The sequence below is a fragment of the Proteiniphilum sp. genome (assembly GCF_034331125.1).
Taxonomy (GTDB): Bacteria; Bacteroidota; Bacteroidia; order Bacteroidales; family Dysgonomonadaceae; genus Proteiniphilum; species Proteiniphilum saccharofermentans.
On record NZ_JAXQGC010000008.1, the window covers coordinates 1 to 21,263 of the forward strand.

A 21,263-nucleotide genomic window follows, 5' to 3' on the forward strand; every position below is an offset into this window, starting at 1 on the left:
ACCTTGAGGCGGTAGCCCCATTTTTTTCTGAAATTTTATCCGGTCAGTAGTGATAATTTATTTACCCGCCATTCCTGTTCAACTACCGGTTTGGCGGGTAAGTTTTTTTGATATAATCATGCTTTATCCTACACCAACTATCATAGGTGCAATCGCGGGTGATATCATTGGTTCCGTTTTTGAACGGAATAACGTGAAAACAGCAAAGTTTCCGTTGTTCTCGGATAAATCGGACTTTACGGATGACACTGTACTCACGGTCGCCGTAGCCGATGCTATTCTCCATGACAAAGATTTTGCCGAAACTATTTGGAAATATGGACGGAAGCATCCTTACCGGGGGTATGGCGGCTTTTTTATCGAATGGCTGCAATCGGAAAACCGTGCACCATACGGAAGTTACGGAAACGGTTCGGCGATGCGTGTGAGTCCTGTCGGTTTTGCCTTTGACACGCTGGAAGAGGTGCTGGACGTTGCCAGACAAACAGCGGAAGTGACCCACGATCATCCTGAAGGTATCAAAGGCGCACAGGCAGTTGCTTCTGCCGTTTTTTTCGCCCGAAAGGGAAAAACGAAGGATGAAATAAAACAATACATCACCGAAACTTTTGGCTACGATCTCAATTTTACGCTTGATGAGATCCGTCCGTATTATACTTTCGACACTACTTGCCAAGGTTCCGTCCCGCAAGCGATCATAGCTTTCCTCGAAAGTTCGGATTATGAAAGCGCTATCCGGCTGGCTATTTCAATCGGAGGCGACAGCGATACCATAGCCTGTATGACAGGAGCCATTGCCGCAGCTTATTACAAGGAAATCCCCATCTATATTCTCGATTTAGTATATAATATCTTACCCGAAATGTTCATCGACGTGTTAGACCTGTTTGAAAAGAGGATATCTTCGAGATAAAAGAGTCATAGGCATAATAGCTGTTAAAGAGAATTATTTGCGTATAAATATTGATAAAGGAAATACCGTGGGAGGAACATTGAAATAATTAAGTTAAGCGTGAAACAATAAAACAACCCTGTCGGCATTATGCCTGTTCCATCCACTTTTACTATTTTTGTGGTATGGACGATACATATAAAACCGTAATCCGACCTGCCGAAGGATATATCACCGAAAAGAAAAGTAAGTTCATATCTCACATCTTTCCGGTGAAGAGTGTTGAAGAGGTGAAAGAGATACTGGATGAGCAACACAAGAAATATTACGATGCCCGCCATGTCTGTTGGGCCTATATGTTGGGGTGGGAGAGAATCGATTTCCGCTCCAATGATGATGGGGAGCCGTCGGGAACGGCGGGAAGGCCTATCCTGGGACAGATCAATTCAGCCGAACTGACCGATGTGCTGATTACCGTAGTGCGCTATTTCGGCGGTACACTTCTGGGAACGGGCGGATTGATCAAAGCATACAAGGAGGCGGCCGCCGATGCCGTTGCCAACGCGGAGATCGTGGAAAGAACAGTCGATGATACCATCAATATCGCTTTCGATTATACCTTGCTCAATGAGGTGATGCGTGTGTTAAAACAATTTGATACCGTGCGCTGGACACAGGATTTTACCGATAGTTGCCGTATGCGTCTTGAAATACGCCGGACATTGTCTCCACAGCTTACTAATATGTTGACTTCCATTCATGGAGTGACCCTCTATTAAACATAAAAACACCTTCACAAACAAGGATTTTCTGAAAAAGATATTGTTCCTTACACAAAACTTAGTACTTTTGCACCCAAATTGTAAAGTTGAATGGATAAAAACCTGGTTATCGTAGAGTCACCTGCGAAAGCAAAGACAATTGAGAGGTTTCTCGGAAAGGATTTTCATGTCATGTCCAGCTACGGGCATATTCGCGATCTGAAGAAAAAAGATTTCAGTATCGATATTGAGAACGGCTTTATGCCGATTTATGAGATTCCTGCCGATAAGAAAAAAGTTGTTAATGAGCTGAAGGCGGCGGCGAAAAAAGCTGAAACGGTCTGGCTCGCTTCCGATGAGGACCGCGAGGGGGAGGCCATCTCATGGCATCTCTTTGATGCGCTGGAGCTGAAGGAGGATAAGACCAAACGTATCGTATTTCACGAAATCACAAAGGATGCCATTCAACAAGCAATCCAAAATCCCCGTAAGATCGACCAGAACTTAGTGGATGCACAGCAAGCGCGGAGGGTACTTGACCGTATTGTGGGTTTCGAGCTCTCGCCGGTATTGTGGAGAAAGATAAAACCGGCCCTCTCTGCCGGACGTGTGCAATCTGTTGCAGTACGCCTGATTGTCGAAAGGGAACGGGAAATCCAGAATTTCAAATCGGAAGCGGCTTACAGGATTGTAGCCCTTTTCTCTAAAGAGGAGAACGGGCATCAATATGAGATCAAAGCCGAATATAACAAACGGCTCAAGACCAAAGCCGAAGCGCTGGCGCTGTTAGAGCAACTCAAGGCATCGGCCTTTACCGTGGGAGATGTCCATGTTCGTCCGGCAAAGAAATCGCCTGCACCTCCATTCACAACCTCCACCCTGCAACAGGAAGCGTCGCGTAAGCTGGGCTTCTCGGTAGGGCAGACCATGATGGTGGCGCAACGCCTTTACGAGTCGGGGAAGATTACCTATATGCGTACCGACTCGGTACATCTTTCCGCACTGGCGATCGGAACTGCCAAAACGGAAATTAGCAGTCAATACGGAGAGAAATATATCAAAAGCCGGCAGTACGCTACCCAGTCTAAAGGTGCACAGGAGGCGCACGAAGCTATCCGCCCGACTTATATCAGTACACATGAGATTGATGGTACTGCCCAGGAGAAGCGGCTCTATGAGCTGATCTGGAAGCGTACCATTGCTTCGCAGATGGCGGATGCCGAATTAGAGCGCACCACTGCAGATATCACTATTTCCAACAACGACGGTAAATTCGTGGCTAACGGTGAAGTAATTAAATTCGACGGATTTCTGCGGGTCTATCTGGAAGGAACCGACGAGGAGAACGGTGAGAATGAAGAAGGGATGCTGCCTCCCATGAAAAAAGGTGAACAACTCACCATGCTGGAGACGAATGCTACAGAGCGCTTTACACAGCGTCCTCCGAGATATACCGAAGCAGCATTGGTGAGGAAGATGGAAGAACTGGGTATCGGACGCCCTTCCACTTATGCACCAACCATTTCTACCATCATCAACCGGGAGTATGTGGAAAAAGGAAATGTAGAAGGAGAAGAGAGAATCTATAATATCCTTACCCTCAAAAAAGGTGTTATCAAAGATACCGACAAGAAAGAAATTGCCGGCGCCGACAAAAACAAATTAATCCCGACCGATATCGGTATGGTTGTGAACGATTTTCTGATAGAATATTTCCCCTCGATCGTCGATTATAACTTCACTGCGAATGTGGAGAAGGATTTCGACAGGATTGCCGAAGGAAAAGCGCAGTGGAATAAAGCAATCGCTGATTTCTATAAGATGTTTCATCCCATTGTGGAGGAGACATCCCAGATGCGTACCGAACATAAGGCGGGGGAACGGGTGTTGGGTACAGATCCTAAGACGGGACGGCAGGTGTCTGTGAAGATCGGCCGTTATGGCGCCATGGCGCAGATAGGAACCCAGGATGAAGAGGAGAAACCGCTTTTTGCTTCGTTGCAAAAATCACAATCTATCGAGACCATCACTCTCGAAGAGACCCTGAAACTGTTTGAATTACCGCGAACAGTGGGTGAATTTAGAGGGAAAGAGGTGGTGATCGGGGTTGGTCGGTTTGGTCCTTATATCCGTCACAACAATAAATTTGTTTCATTGCCTAAGGGAGTCGATCCGTTAGAGGTCCGGCTCGATGAAGCTATTGAACTGATCGAGGCGAAGGAGAAAAAAGATAAGGAAAAGATCATCAAAACTTTTGAAGAAGATACCGACTTACAGGTGTTGAACGGTCGTTACGGTCCCTATATCGCCTATAAAAAATCGAATTATAAGATTCCCAAAGGGCAAAAACCGGAGGAACTCTCCCTGGAAGATTGCCGTAAGATTATTGCCGATACCGATAAGGGAAAGGAACCCAAAGCTGAGAAGGGAGCAACAAAAGCAGCCGCCACCAAGACTGCGGCAAAGAAATCATCGACTGGAAAATCGTCGGCAAAGAAGACAACCAAGAAACCATCGGCAAAAAAGGCATAAAGAGAGATAAGAATCAAAAGTCAAGACAACCCAACCGTAGTGCTGTAAATAATTGGAATGATCACCCGGATACGACCCACAACCCATGACGATCTGCCGGAGGTGATGGAGATATATGCCATCGCTCGTGATTTTATGTGCAGTACCGGAAATGCTTCGCAATGGATGGACGGCTATCCCTCGGTTGCTTTTATCAAAGAAGAGATAGATGCAGGACACAGTTTTGTCTGTGAAAACCAGGAGGGAGAATTGATTGGTACTTTCTGTTTTATCATTGGCGATGATCCTACTTATGAGAAGATCTATGAGGGAGAATGGCTCAATAATGATCTCTATGGTACCGTACACCGTATCGCATCATCAGGTAAAGAAAAAGGAATTGCCGAAGCCTGCTTCCGGTGGTGTTTCTCTCAATGTAACAACATTCGGGTAGATACGCATCGTGATAACCGTGTGATGCAGCGGATACTCAAAAAACTGGGATTTACCTACTGCGGTATCATTTATGTCTCCAATGGGACAGAACGGCTTGCTTATCAGAGAACAGATATGTTGAGTGAGATTGAGTGAGATTGAATGAGATTGATGGAGATGAAGGAGATAAACCTTGATATAGGTATTGACTATAGTAACGACCCTTTTTATACTGAAACATGGTTTTTAGTTCTGATTGCGCTATTACTCCTGTTTTTTCTGGTACTGCTTATCCGGGCCGGAAAGAGGAGCCGGAGAAGGCGGAAGGCTGAAAAGGCATTGAAAAAAGCGCTCAAGGAGTCAGCGGAATTTCAGAAAGAAGCTTCAAATGAGACAAATGAATCCGGGAGACCGGAGAACGCCGCTCAGTAAAGAACCAGTCCCATCACACCGGAGAGGAAAATAAGCAGGATCGGATCTACCTTTTTGATGGATGCCGCCAATACCACTCCAAAAATGATCCAGCTTTTATAATCAATAAAATTGTAGGGAGTAATCAGTATAAGTGCTGCGGAAGCAATCAGCCCGATAATAGCCGGTTTCAGAATCGAGAGGGCCGACTGCAACCATGGGTTATTCTTGAGGCGGAAGAAAAAAGCGGTGACAAGTGTCATCAGGATAAGAGAGGGCAGACTTACCGCAAAGGTGCAGATTGCCGAGCCGATCACTCCGTAACCCGACGCAAACCCCATCTCCGTAACGGCCGAATAACCTATATAAGTAGCTGAATTGAAGGCTATAGGCCCCGGCGTGGTCTGTGAGATAGCCACAATATCGGTGAAGTCGCTTACCGACATCCATTGATGCGTATCGACGATCTCGTGCTGTATAAGAGGCAGCATGGCATACCCTCCTCCAAAACCGAACAGGCCGATCTTAAAGAATGCTACAAACAATGCCAGATAGAGGTCCAATAGTTCCATATTACTTATTTATTTTCGTTCTCAAATAAATAAAATGGGAAATTCCTAAAAGGATAGCTGCGAGTACAATATACATGGGGGAGACGTTTAGCTGCCAGACTGCAAGTGCTACAGCAACGGGAATCCATAGGTTCTTCCATCTCACCCCGGCCGATTTGCCCAGACTCAACAGGGGTGCGACAATTAGTGCTACCACTGCGGGACGGATACCTTTGAATATACGCTCTACTACCTCGTTATCCTTGAACTGGGTGAACACCATGGCGATAAGCAGGATCACGATAAAGGAGGGTAAAATAACGCCTGCTGCAGAAAAGAGGCTGCCTTTAAATCCTCGCCGTTTATTTCCCACGAACAAGGCTGTATTGAGTGCGATAGGGCCGGGCATGGACTGGGCAATAGCAAGCATATCTATAAATTCGTCATCTTGTATCCATCTCTTTTTGTTGACTACCTCGTTGCGGATAAGGGGAATCATGGCGTAACCACCACCAAAAGTGAAGGCGCCGATCTTAAAAAAGACAATGAAGATTTCCCAATATTGTTTTATCATTCGCTTCGCTGTTATTCGTTCACTTCACTCTCGTTGTTCGTTTCGCTGTTATTCACTCACTCCGCTCGTGTTGTTCGCACTTCGTGCTTTATTCGTGCTTCGCACGTAGTTTACGAATTACAATTGAATAACCGAAGAACCATCGGACAACTATCGAATATCTATCGAATTATTATATAAAGTGAAAAGCAGATTGCAATCAGAGAAGATCTTCTTGCTAATCTGCTTTTTATAAAAAGCCGCACCGGTGGAATAAGACGAAACTCCTTATGACAGGATTTGAGTGTCCCGGTATCTTTGTAATCCGCTGTCCCGGTAAAACCGGAATCCCGAAGGATGCGGCCCGCCATTGATGCCAAAAACGAGTCTCGGTTCATAAAATGTAATTGATGAGTTTCCCAATCGACCAATGCGGCAATAACTCATTCAATTTGTATTTTCAAAGATAGGGGCTAAAAATGAAACTTCCAAATTATTTATGTTATTTTTCACCCTTTTTCGTCTGTTTATCCGCAATATCGCTTATTCTCAATGAGATCAGGACTCAGCTGAAAATTTGCGGATATCTTCATCCGAAACCTCATGATTACTCAGATCACCCGCCAGATATTGGTCGTAAGCGGCCATATCTACCAATCCGTGTCCAGAGAGATTGAACAGAATAACCTTTTCTTTTCCCTCTTCTTTGGCCTGTAATGCTTCCCGGACGGCTACCGCAATAGCATGGGTCGATTCCGGGGCAGGGATGATACCTTCGGTACGGGCAAAGAGTATACCTGCTTCAAACGTCTCCAACTGTTTGATGCTTACCGCCTCAATCAATTTATCTTTCAGCAGTTGGCTCACAATACTGCCGGCTCCGTGATAACGCAATCCTCCGGCGTGGATATTGGCCGGGGCGAACTTGTGCCCCAGTGTGTACATCGGGATCAGCGGTGTATAGCCGGTCTCGTCACCAAAATCGTAACGGAACTCCCCTCGCGTCAGCTTGGGACAGGATGCCGGCTCGGCGGCGATAAACCTTGTGTTGGTTTTTCCGGCAATATTGTGACGCAGGAACGGAAAGCTGATACCGGAGAAGTTGGAACCACCGCCAAAACAGCCGATTACCACGTCGGGATACTCCTCGGCCATGGCCATCTGTTTCTCTGCTTCCAGGCCGATAATCGTCTGGTGCAGTGCTACATGGTTGAGCACACTGCCCAGTGTGTATTTGCAGTTGGGAGTCTGCATGGCCAATTCAATGGCTTCGGAGATAGCTGTTCCCAAACTGCCTTGATAATTGGGATGCTCGGTGATGATTTTACGTCCTGCTTTGGTCGACATACTGGGGGAAGGGATCACCTGGGCTCCCCAGGTCTGCATCAGCGAGCGACGGTAGGGTTTCTGCTCATAGCTGATCTTCACCATATAGACCGCCAGTTCCAGGTCGAATGCCTTTGCGGCAAATGCCAGTGCAGTACCCCATTGCCCTGCACCGGTCTCGGTAGTGATATTGGTTATTCCTTCTATCTTATTATAGTAGGCCTGAGGCAGTGCCGAATTGAGTTTGTGTGAACCTACCGGGCTTACACTTTCGTTTTTGAAGTAGATATGTGCCGGTGTGCCGAGTGCTTTTTCCAAGCCGGTAGCGCGTACCAGCGGGCTGGGGCGGTAAATTTTGTATTTCTCTCTAACCTCCTCGGGGATATCGATCCAGGCATCGGTCTGGTTCATCTCCTGACGCGACAACTCTTGGGCAAAAAGAGGATAAAGATCTTCCGCTTTCAATGGTTCTTTCGTCTGCGGGTTGATCATGGGTTGAGGTTTGTTTTTCATTTCAGCCGTCACATTATACCACTGGGTAGGTATCTCTGCTTCGGGGAGAATGAATTTCTTTCTTTTTTCCATCATTTCTATATTTTGTTTAGGTTTAATTTTCTGTTTGTTTCCCCCTGTAAAACCGCTTTATAGGGTAGTTGCCCGGATTTACATTGCCGGGGTGAGGTGATGTTTTTTATTCTATCCTTGTGAGGTTGTTGGTTTGGATATTTTCCTCCACGATCGCGTCTATTACCGCTACCGCCACCATATTGACGATATCACGTACCGATGTTTCCACATCGAGGATGTGCACCGGTTTGTTCAATCCCATCTGGATGGGGCCGATAATGTCGCTTGTCCCCGTTTCCCTCAATAGTTTGTACGCCGAATTGGCCGAACTGAGGTTAGGAAATACCAGAGTATTCACCTCTTTGCCCTGCAGGCGGGTGAACGGATATTTCTTGTCGCGTAACTCTTTGTTGAGTGCATAGTTGACCTGCATTTCACCATCGACTACCAGGTCCGGGTATCTTTCGTGCAGCGTCTCCACCACCTTGTGCACGCTGGCGGGACTACCCACCGAGTCTGCCCCGAAATTGGAATAGGAAATCATGGCGATCACCGGGTCATGCGCGAAGAACTTGACGGTAGCGTTGGCCAGCCGGGCAATATCTATCAACGCTTCGGTGTCGGGGTGGCGGTTGAAAAGCGTATCCGCAAGGAAGAGCACACCTTTCTTGGTATTGACGATATGCATGGCTCCGATATGGTTCAACCCGTCGCGGATGCCGATCACCTCCTTGGCAATAAAGGTAGTATCGGCATATTTGCTGAATACACCCGTGATCATGGCATCGGCATCGCCGGTCTCCACCATCATCATGCCGAAATAGTTCCGTTCGAACATCTTTTCTGCTGCCTCATCGAAGGTCATACCCTGCCGTTTCCGCTTTTGCGCAAGGATTTCCGCATAGCGCAAACGCCGCTCTTCTTCACGGTCGTGCCGCAGGTTCACAATCTCGATCCCTTCGAGGCTGATCTGGTTTTCTTTCGCCATTTTGGAGATCTTTTCTTCATTCCCCAGCAAAACAGGTTTGCAGAGACCTTCGGCATATGCCGTTTCAGCTGCTTTCAACATATTCAGGTGGTTAGTCTCTGAGAAGACTACCCGCTTGGGGTTCTGGCGTGCCATCTCGAACAGGCGGCGGATCATCTTGTTGTCCAATCCCATCAGGTCACGTAGCTTATGGTCATATTGTTCCCAGTCGGTGATCGGCTTGCGGGCTACTCCCGATTCCATAGCTGCTTTTGCTACTGCCGGGGCTACCGTCGTCAGTAATCTTGGATCCAATGGTTTGGGAATGATATAGTCTCTTCCGAAGCTTAGTTTTTTGATGCTATAGGCTGCATTTACCACGTCGGGTACCGCTTTTTTTGTAAGTTCAGCCAGTGCATACACTGTGGCGACTTTCATCCCTTCGTTGATAGAGGTTGCCTGCACATCGAGCGCTCCTCGGAAAATATAGGGGAATCCCAGTACATTATTGATCTGGTTGGGATAATCGGAACGACCCGTAGCGAAGATAATATCCTCTCTCGATGCCATGGCCAGTTCATAGGAGATCTCCGGATTGGGGTTGGCCAACGCAAATACGATCGGGTCGGAGCTCATCGACCGGAGCATTTCGGGAGTAAGCACATCAGCCACCGAAAGTCCGAGGAACATATCGGCATCTTTTACCGCTTCTTCCAACGTAGAGATATTGCGGGTAGTGGCAAACGGTTTTTTGCGGTCGTTGAGGTCGGTCCTCGAAGTGTTGATTACCCCTTTTGAATCGAGCATCACAATATTTTCCGGTTTTGCACCCAGAGCGATGTACAACTGCGTACAAGAGTTGGCAGCGGCTCCTGCACCGTTTACCACGATACGGATATCTTCAATCTTCTTACCGTTCAATTCCAGTGCATTTAAGAGACCGCAGGCGGAGATGATCGCCGTTCCGTGTTGGTCGTCATGCATAATGGGTATATCCAGTTCCTTTTTCAGGCGTTCTTCGATCTCGAAGCATTCCGGCGCTTTGATATCCTCCAGGTTGATACCTCCGAAAGTGGGGGAGATAGCCTTCACCACTTCGATGAATTTTTCAGGATCTCTCTCGTTCACCTCGATATCGAACACATCGATCCCGGCGAATATTTTGAAGAGTAACCCTTTTCCTTCCATCACGGGTTTGCCGGCTATTGCTCCGATATTACCCAGACCCAGTACGGCTGTACCGTTGGAGATCACCGCCACTAAATTACCTTTCGATGTGTAATCATAGGCTGTCTGCGGATCTTTTTCGATCTCCAGGCAAGGTTCTGCCACGCCGGGAGAGTAGGCGAGTGAGAGATCGCGTTGCGAACTGTGGGGTTTAGTTGGGACGACTTCTATTTTTCCGGGACGCCCTTGCGAATGATAGGCAAGTGCATCATCTCGTAGTTTACTGTTTGCCATTTTGATTGTTATTGTGGGGTAAAAATGTAAATGTGTGCAAATTTATAAAATTATCATCACAAATTATAATTTTTATTGCTTCTCCTTCACAATACCAATAAACCATTTGCGTTCATGGGCCTGGCGTTACCCCTTACCGATGCAACTTACAGATAATAGCAGGAGAGTTGTCTCCAACGAGAAAAAGAATAAAAAAATGTGTTTCTTTTCATATGGCTTACTGTTATTTTCATACATTTACAGCCCAAAGATAAATATTATCCAGGACGGAGAAAAAAGGTATCGTTTAAAGGAAAAAATAGTTCATTCGTCGGGTAAATCGGATGCGTTCATCGATTTTCAGTTGTTTCCGACCCCTTTTGAAGCGTAAATTTGTGCAAATTCTAAATTGTATTTATTATGGAAACAAATTCATGTTCTACATTTCATCATTCGCCAAAGTCGAAAGGGATTATTTTCGGTCTGTTGTTGATTATAGCCGGGTTGCTGTTTCTATCATTTAATTTCGGATGGATTGATGCCGCCCTCAGACCTATCCTGTTTTCATGGCCGATGATCTTTATTGTACTTTCCATTATCAGTTTTTCCAAAAGAGATTATTCCTTCGGGGTGATTTGGTTGATCGCAGGACTCTTCTTCCTGCTTCCCCGTATAGCGGAAGCTTATCCGGGATTTATCAGCGGCGTTGATACGGATTTTGCCCGTATCTATTGGCCGGTATTGCTCATCCTCCTGGGACTTGTGCTTGTTTTCAGGATAGGTTCCGGCAGGGGTAGGAGGCAGCACGGATACAAACAGATAGGAGCCGATTCTACAGAAAACGTAAACGGGAGAATAGACAAAAGCGTACTATTCGGCGGTTCCGAGAGCATTTTCTTAGACCCTGTTTTCAGCGGCGGCAGCATAAACGCCACTTTTGGCGGTGTGGTGCTCGACCTGAGAAGAACCACGCTCCCGGAAGGAGAGACCTTTCTCGATATTGACGCCACTTTTGGCGGAGTGGAACTCTATATTCCCGGTGATTGGTGGATCGAGACACGATTTCAGACTGTTCTGGGAGGTGTTGAAGATAATCGGATCATTTCCCAGCCCGATCATACCCGAAAGTTGATACTGCAAGGCAATCTGACCTTCGGAGGATGCGAAATACGGTAGACAAACAGAAAAACGGTAACCCAATTTAAAAACAAGGAATGAAACTCTCATTGACGTATATACCCTTACGACTGTTACCGGTGATAGTCCTGGGCGTAATGTACGCCCTATTGCAAACGGCGGCATTTCGCCCGATTGTCTCCTTTCCCTGCGGTTTGCTTTTACTCAAGAGTTGCATCGATGCGATCATCTTGTTGGGAATGGGGATGCTGCTGGCAGTCATCATTCCATCTTCCAACTATGTGAGATTAGATGTCTTTCAGCGGTTTATCAATTATTTCGCATTGGGGTTCCTCTATGTATCCATCTGGGTGCTCTTTGGTTATCTCTCTTCCATCCTTCTGCTCGGGAATGAAAACAGGGATGAGATTCGTTCACTTATTCCGTTGTCCGTTTTTATCGGCCTGTTTATGTATGTGATACATGTGCAAATGATCCATTTCAGGATGATACAAAGGGAAACTGAAAAGGAGAGACAGAAAGAAGAGGGACCGGAAACAGACTCCGCGGAACCGCACGCCGACAGGGAAAAAGAGAATAACAATGAAGAGAGCGAAGTGCTGGAACGGGTAGCGGTAAAGATTGGTCAGAAGATACACGTGATTCTTGTCCCTGATATTGTCTATATCCAATCCGACGGCGATTATGTGCAGATAGTAACCGACCAGAACAGGTTTCTCAAAGAAGAGACCATGAAGTATTTCGAAGCCGGTCTGTCTTCGTCTCAGTTCGTTAGAGTGCATCGTTCTTATATTGTGAATGTGGAAAAGATACTTCGTATAGAGATGTACGAAAAACAGAATCAGATGCTTACCCTTAAGAACGGAGACAAGATCAGGGCCAGCATTGCGGGCTACAAGGCGTTGCGGACCGTGCTGAACCTCTGAGCGTAACAGAATCTTAATGTAAAGTATGTTAAAACTTGGAAAACCAATTTGAGTTTTTGAGTTTTCCGTTTTACCTTTGCACCGCTTTTTTAAATATAAAAATGGAATTAAAGGAACGAATTATAGAAAAAGCGGGCGATCTGTTCCGGCAATACGGTATAAAGAATGTGTCGATGGATGAGATAGCATCCTCGATAGGTATCTCTAAAAGAACATTGTATGAGAATTTCAAAGATAAGGAAGATATTCTGTTGTCTACACTTGTCTGGTTTGGAGATAGAAGAAAAGAGATGTTTGAAACTCTTTTCGCTCAATGCAATAATGTGGTGGAGGTTTTTATCAAAATCATCGAAGTGCATGAGAATGCACCTGTTTGCAATGTAAAATTCTTCGAAGATATTCAGAAATATTATCCTCGGGCTGCCAGTCTAATCAGGAGGCATACCGAGATCAATAATATTCATTTGAGGAATTTCCTGCGGCAGGGGATTGAAGAGGGATATATCCGTGAGGATCTGAATGTGAATGTAGCTGCCTTTCTGGTAGAAGAAAGTACCTACACTTATATCCGCGCCTCCTACCTCGAAAAGCCTCCTTTTTCGTTTAGAGAACTTTTTTACACAATGATGATCAACTTTGTGCGGGGTATATTGACAGGGAAAGGGATCAGGATCATAGACGCGTACTTAGAACAACAAAGAACAGGTAAGTAAACATTTTCATTAAGCAGTAAAAATTGAAAACGACTAATTCTAATGACCGTTTTCGTTTAAATGTAATTGAATTTTTAATTGAAATGAAGTAATGAATCTACGAAGTATAATACTATTATTACTGATACTGCCGGGTCTTGCCGGCTTATCGACGGCGACAGCACAACAAACCGATAGTTTGCGGATCGATTTGAACCGGGCATTGGAGATTGCCTTGAGCGAAAATCCCACGGTGAAGGTTGCCGATATGGAGATCACCAAGAAGCAGTATGCGAAGAAATCGGCCTACGGTGCACTCCTGCCGCAGATGGACCTGATCGGGCAGTACCAGCGTGCCATCAAAAGGCAGACGGTATATTTTGATGAAGGTTTCAGCTTCATGGGTGGCGACATTAATCCCGGAGACTATACCGACGATGAGTTACAGATACTGCAGGTGTTGCAAAAGGTGATGGGTGGTGATACCGAAAGTTCCGGAGAAGGTATCCAAATGGGACGTTTCAATTCCTGGTCGGCGGGGTTGAATGTAAGCCTGCCGTTAGTGGTACCCTCGCTCTGGAAAAATATCCAGATGAGTGAGGTGGATATCCAACTTTCCATGGAGAAAGCACGTGCATCGCGCATCGATCTGGTAAACCAGGTAAAGAAATCATTCTTCAGCCTGCTGCTGGCACAGGACAGCCACGACGTTTTCAGGAAAACCTACGAAACAGACTCCATTAACCTGGAGGACATCCGTAACCGCTACAATCAGGGGATAGTGGCTGAATATGATGTGATCACCGCCGATGTACGGCTGAAAAGCCTTATCCCCAGTATACTCCAGTCGGAGAATATGATGAAAATCGCCGAACTGCAACTGAAAATGCTGATGGGGATCGACAGCGATATGCCGCTGAAAGTGGTAGGTTCACTGGATGATTATGAGAAGAGTATGTTTGATGCCATTATCCCGGCAGACACTTCGCTCATGAACAACAGCGATATCAGGCAATTCGACCTGCAGACCGAACAAGCACAGAAAGCCTATGAACTGCAGAAACTGCAGTATGCTCCCTCACTCGTTACCTCTTTCAACTGGACTTATATGAGCCAGAACAACGATTTCAAGATCAGCACTTACCGCTGGGATCCTTATTCCATGCTGGGTGTTACGCTTCAGATACCTCTCTTCAGTGGCGGACAACGCTACCACAACTTGAAACAATCGCAGATACAGCTATGGCAGTTGGATGAACAGCGCAAGGATGTGGAACGGGGGCTCAAACTGTCGATCAGGAACAACTACGACCTTATCCACAAAAATATCGAGCAGGTGGTGGCTACCCAGTCATCTGTGGAGCAGGCCCGCAAAGGTCATGAGATCACTCTGAAGCGATACGAGACGGGGATGGGTACCATCGTGGATGTCAATGCGGCGGCATTGGCTGTGCTGAATGCCGAATTGCAGTACAGGAACGCTATTTACGACTATCTCTCAGCCAAAGCTGACCTGGAAAAGGTGCTCGGCTATGATATTGCACCGGTGAATATAGAATAAAGATTTAAGATTCAAGATTCAAAATTTAATATTCGAATGGCAAATCAACGTAGTCAAATCTGAAATCTTGAATTTTGAATCTTGAATTTTGAATTTTAAATGTGGAACCCAATTTAAAAATAAAATATATAAATAATTATATGAAACGATACAGTTTATTGAGAATAACTCCTTTACTGGCAGTTGCACTGCTTGCTTCCTGCGGAGGAGGAGACCGTACCGGGAACGCTGAAAGCGAAGCTATCCAGAAGACAAAGGTACGTGTGGAAGAGGTTCAATTGGTACCGGTGGATCAGATATCGACCTTTACCGCTACGGTAGAGGCTGATCAGGTGAATAATATTGCTCCCGCCATGGGAGGCCGCATTCGTGAAATCAGGGTGGATGTTGGTTCGCAAGTCCGTCGCGGACAGGCGTTGGTAACCATGGATAAGGCAAATCTTTCACAACAACAGACACAGGTAGCCACGTTGAAAAGGGACTATGAACGCTATAAAGAGCTGTATGAAGTAGGTGGTATTTCCAAACAGCAACTCGACCAGGCAAAGACCCAACTCGATGTGGCGGAGTATGCCCTGAATAATCTGGATGAGAATACTACGCTGACCAGTCCCGTAAACGGAGTGGTGACTGCTCGTAATTACGATCCGGGAGATGTAGCCGGACAGTCCCCCATCCTCACCATCGAGAGTATCAATCCCGTAAAGGTGAAGGTGAATGTTTCAGAGTCTTATTATAGCCAGGTGGTAAAGGGAATGCCGGTAGAAGTACAGGTAGATGCCCTGGGAGGGGAAGTGTTCCGGGGAAGCGTATCGTTGATACACCCCACGCTCGATCCGGTTTCGCACACTTTTACAGTAGAGATATCGGTGCCTAACGGCGACCAGCGGTTACGTCCCGGCATGTTTGCCCGTGTGAAGATGAACTTCGGTACCAATGAACGCCCGTTGCTTTCCGACAGGGCTGTATTGAAGCAGGTAGGTTCTAACGACCGTTATGTGTTCGTGGAAAAAGATGGAAAAGCGATCTACACTTTGGTACAACTGGGAGTCCGTATCAACGATAAATATGAGATCGTCTCAGGCCTGAACGATGGTGACAGGGTAATCGTAGAGGGTAATACAGGCCTGATTGACGGTACCGAAGTTGAAGTTATTGACTGAAGTGAAGAAGTTGAGAAGAAGGAGAAGTGAAGAAATAATTTTCGATTCCCAAATCCCAAATTCATAATTTATAATTCATAATTTATAATTAGATGAAGATATATGAAACCGCGGTAAAAAATCCCGTGGGAACATCATTGATATTTATCGGTGTTGTGCTGATAGGGTTTTTGTTCTACAGGCAGCTGCCTATAGACCTCTATCCCAATATCGACCTGAATATCGTCTCGGTCATGACCTCCTATGCGGGTGCAGGTGCTGAAGACGTGGAGACCAATGTAACCCGTCCGCTTGAAGATGTCCTGAACTCTACCGAGAAACTGAAAGAAATTACATCACAATCGAGGGACGGTATGTCAATGATCATGCTGGAGTTCGAATTCGGTACAGATATGGATGCCGTGATGAACGATGTGCGGGATAAGGTATCTCTGATATCGGGCTTTTTGCCTGACGGTACGGAAGATCCCATGATCCTGAAGTTCAGCTCTGACATGATACCGGTAGTAGTGCTCTCTGCCACCGCACAAGAGAGCTCGGGAGCACTGTATAAGATACTCGACGAACAGGTGGCCAACCCGCTCAACCGTATTTCGGGTGTGGGTACTGTTTCCGTCAGTGGTGCCCCCCAAAGGGAGATACAGGTGAATGTGGTACCTGAAAAACTGGAGGCATACAATATTTCCCTGGAACAGATCGCACAAGTGATCGCCACTGAAAATGTGAATGTCCCTGCCGGTAATTTCGATATCGGTACGCAGACCTATATGTTACGTCTCGAGGGAGAGTTCAGGAACAGCCGCGACCTGAATAACATCATTGTAGGTAACAACCAGGGGCGTGCCATCTATCTGCGCGATGTGGCTTCGGTGAAAGATACGCTGGAATCCCGTATACAGGAGAATTATACCAACGGGCAGCGCAGCGCTGCCATCGTGGTACAGAAACAGTCGGGAGCCAATACGGCGGCCATTGCCGATGCAGTGAAGGCACAAATGCCCGAACTGGAGAAGAGCCTTCCGCCCGATATCAAGCTTGTCACGGTAATGGACACTTCCGAATATATCAAGGTATCCATTAACAGTTTGCTGGAGACGATCGTGCTGGCGCTTATCATTGTCGGTATCATCGTGCTTTTCTTCCTGGGGCGGTGGCGTGCCACCATCATTATCATGGTGACCATACCTATCTCGCTGATCGGATCGTTTATCTATCTCTACCTCACCGGCAATAGCATCAATATAATCTCTCTCTCAGCCCTTTCCATTACCATCGGGATGGTGGTGGACGATGCCATTGTGGTGTTGGAAAACATTACCTCCCATATTGAACGGGGGAGCCGTGTCAGACAGGCTGCTGTGTACGGTACGGAAGAAGTATCCCTCTCCGTAATCGCCTCTACACTGACCATTATTGCGGTATTCTTACCGATGACCATGGTCGGTGGTTTTGCCGGTGTGATGTTCAAGCAGTTGGGATGGATGGTGACCATCATTATTTCCCTGTCGCTGATCATAGCCTTGACACTTACCCCGATGATGAGTGCGAAGATGATGCGCTCGAACAAGGATGCCAAGGTGTCCGGTTTCGACAAATGGTATAGTAGAAGAGTACTTCCGTTGCTCAACGGAATCGATCATGCTTACGCCCGATTGGTGAATTGGGTGGCTCGCAGGAGACGACTCACATTGTTGGGTGTGCTGGTTGTTTTTATCATAAGTGTGGTTGTCAGTGCCGTCACTTTGAAAACGGAATTTATGCCGGCGTCCGACAACAACGAAATTGGCATTACCGTGGAGATGCCTACCGGAACCCGTATGGAGGTTGCCCGGGAGGCAGGCCACAGGATAGCGCGGGGGATGCAGGAAAAATATCCGGAGATCGAGATCATCTCTTTCAGCGTGGGCGCGGCTTCGGAAGATAACACCTGGGCAGCCATGCAGGATAATGCCTCCAATATCATGACCTATACGATGCGTCTGACGGAGGCCAAGAACAGGAAAAAGACCATCTATGACATATCTGACGAAATACGTCAGGATCTTGCCAATATGCCGGAGTTGCATCGTTTCCGGGTAATGCCGGGTGGAGGCGATATGGGAATGACCGGTGGAAGTAATGTCGCGTTGAATATCTACGGGTATGATCTTGCAGCCACCGACCAACTCGCTGCCGAGATGAGAACCAAACTGGAAGGCGTGAAAGGATTGCGCGACATCACGGTATCGAGAAAAGATTACCGGATGGAGTACCAGATACAGTTCGACCGTGAGAAATTAGCGTTGAACGGACTGAACATGAGTACGGCGGCCAATGCTATCAGAAACAGGATCAACGGTCTTGTCATGTCACGTTTCCGTGAAGAAGGAGAAGAGTATGATATCCGGGTACGGTATGAAGAACAATACCGCCAGTCTATTGAAGATATCGAAAATATATTGATATACAACACGATGGGAGCCGGTGTGAGGGTACGTGACCTGGGGACAGTAATAGAAACTTCTACACTGCCGCAGATCGACCGTCAGGATCGCCAGCGTATTGTCACGGTGACCGGTACCATTTACGGTCGTGCCCTGAGTGAGGTGGTGACCGATGTAAATACCATTATGGCCGAAGCAGATCTGCCGGCAGGAGTACAGATGGAGATCGGTGGATCGCTGGAAGACCAGCAGGAATCATTTTCACAGTTGGGACTTCTTCTTATGATCGTTTCTCTGCTGGTATATATTGTATTGGCATCGCAGTTCGAATCGCTCACCTATCCGTTTATGATCATCCTGACCGTGCCGTTTGCTTTTACCGGCTCCATCCTCTTCCTTGCCCTTACGGGAGAACCACTCGGTATTATGGGATTTGTCGGGTTGATCATGCTTGTGGGAATGGTGGTGAAAAACGCCATCGTGTTGATCGACTACATCAACCTGAACCGGGAGAGAGGTATGTCCATTATCACGGCGGTAGTCCATGGAGGCCGTTCGAGGTTGCGTCCCGTATTGATGACCACCCTTACCACTATCCTGGGTATGGTTCCGTTGGCAATAGGTACAGGGCAGGGATCAGAGATGTGGAAATCACTGGGTATCTCCATTATCGGAGGTATGACCTTCTCCACCATCATTACCCTTATACTGATCCCGGCGCTCTATTCCATGATGGCAGGCTACGGTGTGCGCAGAAGACGCAGGAAACACCGCCGCGCGGTATTGATTGGTTAAAGTGAAAAATGCGAGGACATTGATAATTGGTAATTAGTAATTTGTAATTGAAAATATGAAAGCAGTAATGATAACTTTAGACCAGGCGCACTACGATGAGATCGTGGGCAACCTGAGTTCACTCAATATACGCGGATTCACTTCATGGAAAGAGGTGCACGGACGGGGAAGCAAGACCGGAGAACCGCATTACGGTTCCCACGCGTGGCCTTCGGTGAACAAGGCCATCCTTACTATCGTGGAGGACGACCGGGTGAAGCTGTTGCTGGACTATCTGAGGAAACTCGATGAAGAGTCGCCCAACCTGGGTCTCCGTGCCTTTGCATGGAATATTGAAGATATGATGTAATTCGATCTGGATGATCAATTTCGGGAAGGCGTTGCTGAAAAGTAGCGCCTTTCTTTTTGGATTTTCCGTCGTACATGTTACAGCCGGCAACTTTTGGGTATCGATTTTGTACAGTTGGGTAACCAAAACATTCGTTTCGGTAAGTTTGTAAAAAAAGGCACGGAACTGTACCATAACTTTGTATTATAAAATTAGGGATCATTCAAATTTTATCAAGCAATGAAACGAGGATTAAAAATAGCAATTCTCTCTACCGTATCCGTAATAGTATTTTCAGTGATGAGTTTTACAGGAGTAATCTTATTGAAAAGGCAAATCATAAATAAATCTTGAGTAAATAAATATGAGCAATAGTCACTCTTTTTATTTCAAACCCTGGTATTTTGTACTGGCAATAGCGGTATTCTGCATATTGACCGAAATTATAGCCGGAAAGAAAATGGACAATATTCCCTTATCGGAGAAGACCAATTCCATTCTCACGGAAGTGGATGAGATTGATCTGGATAAAGAGGGTATGACCTTCCTGTTTTTCTATCGGAAAGATTCCGAATTATGCCAAAAGATGCGATATAATATAGAGCAATTGGATGCAGAAAACCTTTACGGTATTAATTTCTATGCTATGGATATAGAAGAGAATCCCGAATATTATTATAAATACAATATTTCCGGAATTCCCAATTTATTAATATTTAATGGGGATGTTGAAGCAAAACGAGTCATGGGTGTTGTATCTATCAATAATTTAGGGAAGATAGTGAATAAGATACATCATTAGGAATGTTCCATCAGCCGTTATTGTTATGAAGACAGTTTTTTTATTTTTTAGGAAAAACATGACCTCTTTCCTTGGAATGATTCTGGGATCGATTGCCGGATATTTTTACTGGCAATATTATGGAATCTATGACGGTACTTTTGGTTTTTCTTCGGAATGGTGGACTAATTGCATATATGGCTTATTGCTTGGAGGATTGATAGGCAGCTTAATCAGGAAATAATCTTCATAATACTTCCCGTTCATAATTCTTTAGTATATCAATTGAATATGAATACATAATGTGATTTATTTATGCAACATACTAAATTATTCATCACCGTCTTTTCTATTACATTACTTACAACGACTCTCAATGCGCAAAATTATAATACAGCTCTGGGGGTAAGGTTAGGGTATGACAGCGGTTTAACGCTAAAATATTTCTTTGCACCCGAAAATGCGGCAGAATTTATTCTCTCTATATCACCCCGCTATTTTCAGCTTACGGGAATGTATGAATATCAGCAACTCGTTCCGGGATCATCCGATTTATCATGGGTTGTAGGGATTGGTGCCCATGTGGGAGGCATACACCATGACAAGGATAAACACAAAAGCAATTTGTTACTGGGAATGGATCTGTTGGCTGGTCTGGAATACAGTATCGCCCGCACACCTTATACTGTTGGGCTGGACTGGAAACCTTCTTTTAACTTCACCAACAGTTATAATGACTATTGGTTTAACGGATTTGCCCTTAGTTTGCGGTATACACTCTATTAGGATTGAAGGTTACCATCTTTTGCAGATAACAGGACGTAATGATTGTGTTGTTTATTCAAATCCTTATAGGGTTTTAAGTATGGGTATATTTTAGTTCGGCAACCAAAAACAGCGTTTGAGTCAATTTTAAGGACAGACAGCGTTTCAAGGCCATATCTTTGCAATGTCAAACAAGAGAAAAGAAAATAATTTTATTAATTAACACTATTAACCGACTAAATTCTAAATCCTTTAAATTCTATTTTTATTACGATGAT

Annotated in this window: 19 protein-coding genes; 15 read left to right on the forward strand and 4 right to left on the reverse strand. The window is 45.8% G+C overall.

Annotated features, from left to right (window positions below):
- The first annotated feature begins 118 nt into the window (after positions 1 to 118).
- From U2P89_RS02320 to U2P89_RS02340, 5 genes are all read left to right on the forward strand, one after another.
- Positions 119 to 913: an ADP-ribosylglycohydrolase family protein gene (locus U2P89_RS02320; protein WP_322190517.1), complete on the forward strand. Its 795-nt coding sequence runs from the start codon at positions 119 to 121 to the stop codon at positions 911 to 913.
- 164 nt (positions 914 to 1,077) lie between these two features.
- A complete protein-coding gene (locus tag U2P89_RS02325; protein ID WP_076931028.1) occupies positions 1,078 to 1,671 on the forward strand; it encodes an IMPACT family protein in 594 nt (197 codons plus the stop codon).
- Positions 1,672 to 1,764: 93 nt separating this feature from the next.
- Positions 1,765 to 4,185 (forward strand): type I DNA topoisomerase, encoded by a 2,421-nt coding sequence (topA, locus tag U2P89_RS02330; RefSeq protein ID WP_313382293.1) that lies wholly within the window; start codon positions 1,765 to 1,767, stop codon positions 4,183 to 4,185.
- A gap of 57 nt (positions 4,186 to 4,242) precedes the next feature.
- Complete coding sequence (locus U2P89_RS02335) at positions 4,243 to 4,755, forward strand: GNAT family N-acetyltransferase (protein ID WP_092027709.1); 513 nt, start codon at positions 4,243 to 4,245, stop codon at positions 4,753 to 4,755.
- 21 nt (positions 4,756 to 4,776) lie between these two features.
- Entirely contained in the window at positions 4,777 to 5,031 is a 255-nt protein-coding gene (locus U2P89_RS02340) for a hypothetical protein (protein ID WP_322190518.1), read from the forward strand.
- Here the strand turns inward: U2P89_RS02340 and U2P89_RS02345 are convergent.
- The 4 genes from U2P89_RS02345 to U2P89_RS02360 all read right to left on the reverse strand — a co-directional run bounded on the left by U2P89_RS02345 (position 5,025) and on the right by U2P89_RS02360 (position 10,435).
- A complete protein-coding gene (locus U2P89_RS02345) occupies positions 5,025 to 5,582 on the reverse strand; it encodes a chromate transporter (protein WP_322190519.1) in 558 nt (185 codons plus the stop codon). The genes U2P89_RS02340 and U2P89_RS02345 overlap by 7 nt on opposite strands.
- Before the next feature lies 1 nt (position 5,583).
- Complete coding sequence (locus U2P89_RS02350) at positions 5,584 to 6,132, reverse strand: chromate transporter (RefSeq protein WP_161947593.1); 549 nt, start codon at positions 6,130 to 6,132, stop codon at positions 5,584 to 5,586.
- A 540-nt stretch (positions 6,133 to 6,672) separates the two neighbouring features.
- A complete protein-coding gene (locus U2P89_RS02355) occupies positions 6,673 to 8,028 on the reverse strand; it encodes a TrpB-like pyridoxal phosphate-dependent enzyme (protein WP_091906951.1) in 1,356 nt (451 codons plus the stop codon).
- 103 nt (positions 8,029 to 8,131) lie between these two features.
- Positions 8,132 to 10,435 carry an NADP-dependent malic enzyme gene (locus U2P89_RS02360; RefSeq protein WP_322190520.1) on the reverse strand — a complete coding sequence of 768 codons (2,304 nt, stop codon included), beginning with the start codon at positions 10,433 to 10,435 and terminating at the stop codon, positions 8,132 to 8,134.
- Between the two features lie 399 nt (positions 10,436 to 10,834).
- On the opposite strand from U2P89_RS02360, the gene U2P89_RS02365 reads away from it, so the two are divergent.
- The 10 genes from U2P89_RS02365 (at position 10,835) to U2P89_RS02410 (ending at position 21,006) form a co-directional block, all read left to right on the forward strand.
- On the forward strand, positions 10,835 to 11,590 hold the full coding sequence (locus U2P89_RS02365) for a LiaF transmembrane domain-containing protein (protein WP_019539096.1): 756 nt from the start codon (positions 10,835 to 10,837) through the stop codon (positions 11,588 to 11,590).
- 38 nt (positions 11,591 to 11,628) lie between these two features.
- On the forward strand, positions 11,629 to 12,477 hold the full coding sequence (locus U2P89_RS02370) for a LytR/AlgR family response regulator transcription factor (protein ID WP_019539097.1): 849 nt from the start codon (positions 11,629 to 11,631) through the stop codon (positions 12,475 to 12,477).
- Between the two features lie 101 nt (positions 12,478 to 12,578).
- Positions 12,579 to 13,190 (forward strand): TetR/AcrR family transcriptional regulator, encoded by a 612-nt coding sequence (locus U2P89_RS02375; RefSeq protein WP_092026572.1) that lies wholly within the window; start codon positions 12,579 to 12,581, stop codon positions 13,188 to 13,190.
- 91 nt (positions 13,191 to 13,281) lie between these two features.
- The gene (locus U2P89_RS02380) at positions 13,282 to 14,730 is read left to right on the forward strand and encodes a TolC family protein (RefSeq protein WP_322190521.1); all 1,449 of its coding nucleotides are present in this window, start codon (positions 13,282 to 13,284) and stop codon (positions 14,728 to 14,730) included.
- A 140-nt stretch (positions 14,731 to 14,870) separates the two neighbouring features.
- A complete protein-coding gene (locus tag U2P89_RS02385) occupies positions 14,871 to 15,893 on the forward strand; it encodes an efflux RND transporter periplasmic adaptor subunit (RefSeq protein WP_322190522.1) in 1,023 nt (340 codons plus the stop codon).
- A 92-nt stretch (positions 15,894 to 15,985) separates the two neighbouring features.
- Positions 15,986 to 19,111 (forward strand): efflux RND transporter permease subunit, encoded by a 3,126-nt coding sequence (locus tag U2P89_RS02390; protein WP_322190523.1) that lies wholly within the window; start codon positions 15,986 to 15,988, stop codon positions 19,109 to 19,111.
- A 55-nt stretch (positions 19,112 to 19,166) separates the two neighbouring features.
- The gene (locus U2P89_RS02395) at positions 19,167 to 19,460 is read left to right on the forward strand and encodes a PG0541 family transporter-associated protein (RefSeq protein WP_091906940.1); all 294 of its coding nucleotides are present in this window, start codon (positions 19,167 to 19,169) and stop codon (positions 19,458 to 19,460) included.
- 343 nt (positions 19,461 to 19,803) lie between these two features.
- Positions 19,804 to 20,241, forward strand: a complete 438-nt coding sequence (locus U2P89_RS02400) for a thioredoxin family protein (protein ID WP_322190524.1) — start codon at positions 19,804 to 19,806, stop codon at positions 20,239 to 20,241.
- A 25-nt stretch (positions 20,242 to 20,266) separates the two neighbouring features.
- The gene (locus U2P89_RS02405; RefSeq protein ID WP_092026564.1) at positions 20,267 to 20,464 is read left to right on the forward strand and encodes a hypothetical protein; all 198 of its coding nucleotides are present in this window, start codon (positions 20,267 to 20,269) and stop codon (positions 20,462 to 20,464) included.
- 71 nt (positions 20,465 to 20,535) lie between these two features.
- On the forward strand, positions 20,536 to 21,006 hold the full coding sequence (locus U2P89_RS02410) for a hypothetical protein (RefSeq protein ID WP_322190525.1): 471 nt from the start codon (positions 20,536 to 20,538) through the stop codon (positions 21,004 to 21,006).
- The last annotated feature ends 257 nt before the right edge of the window (positions 21,007 to 21,263 follow it).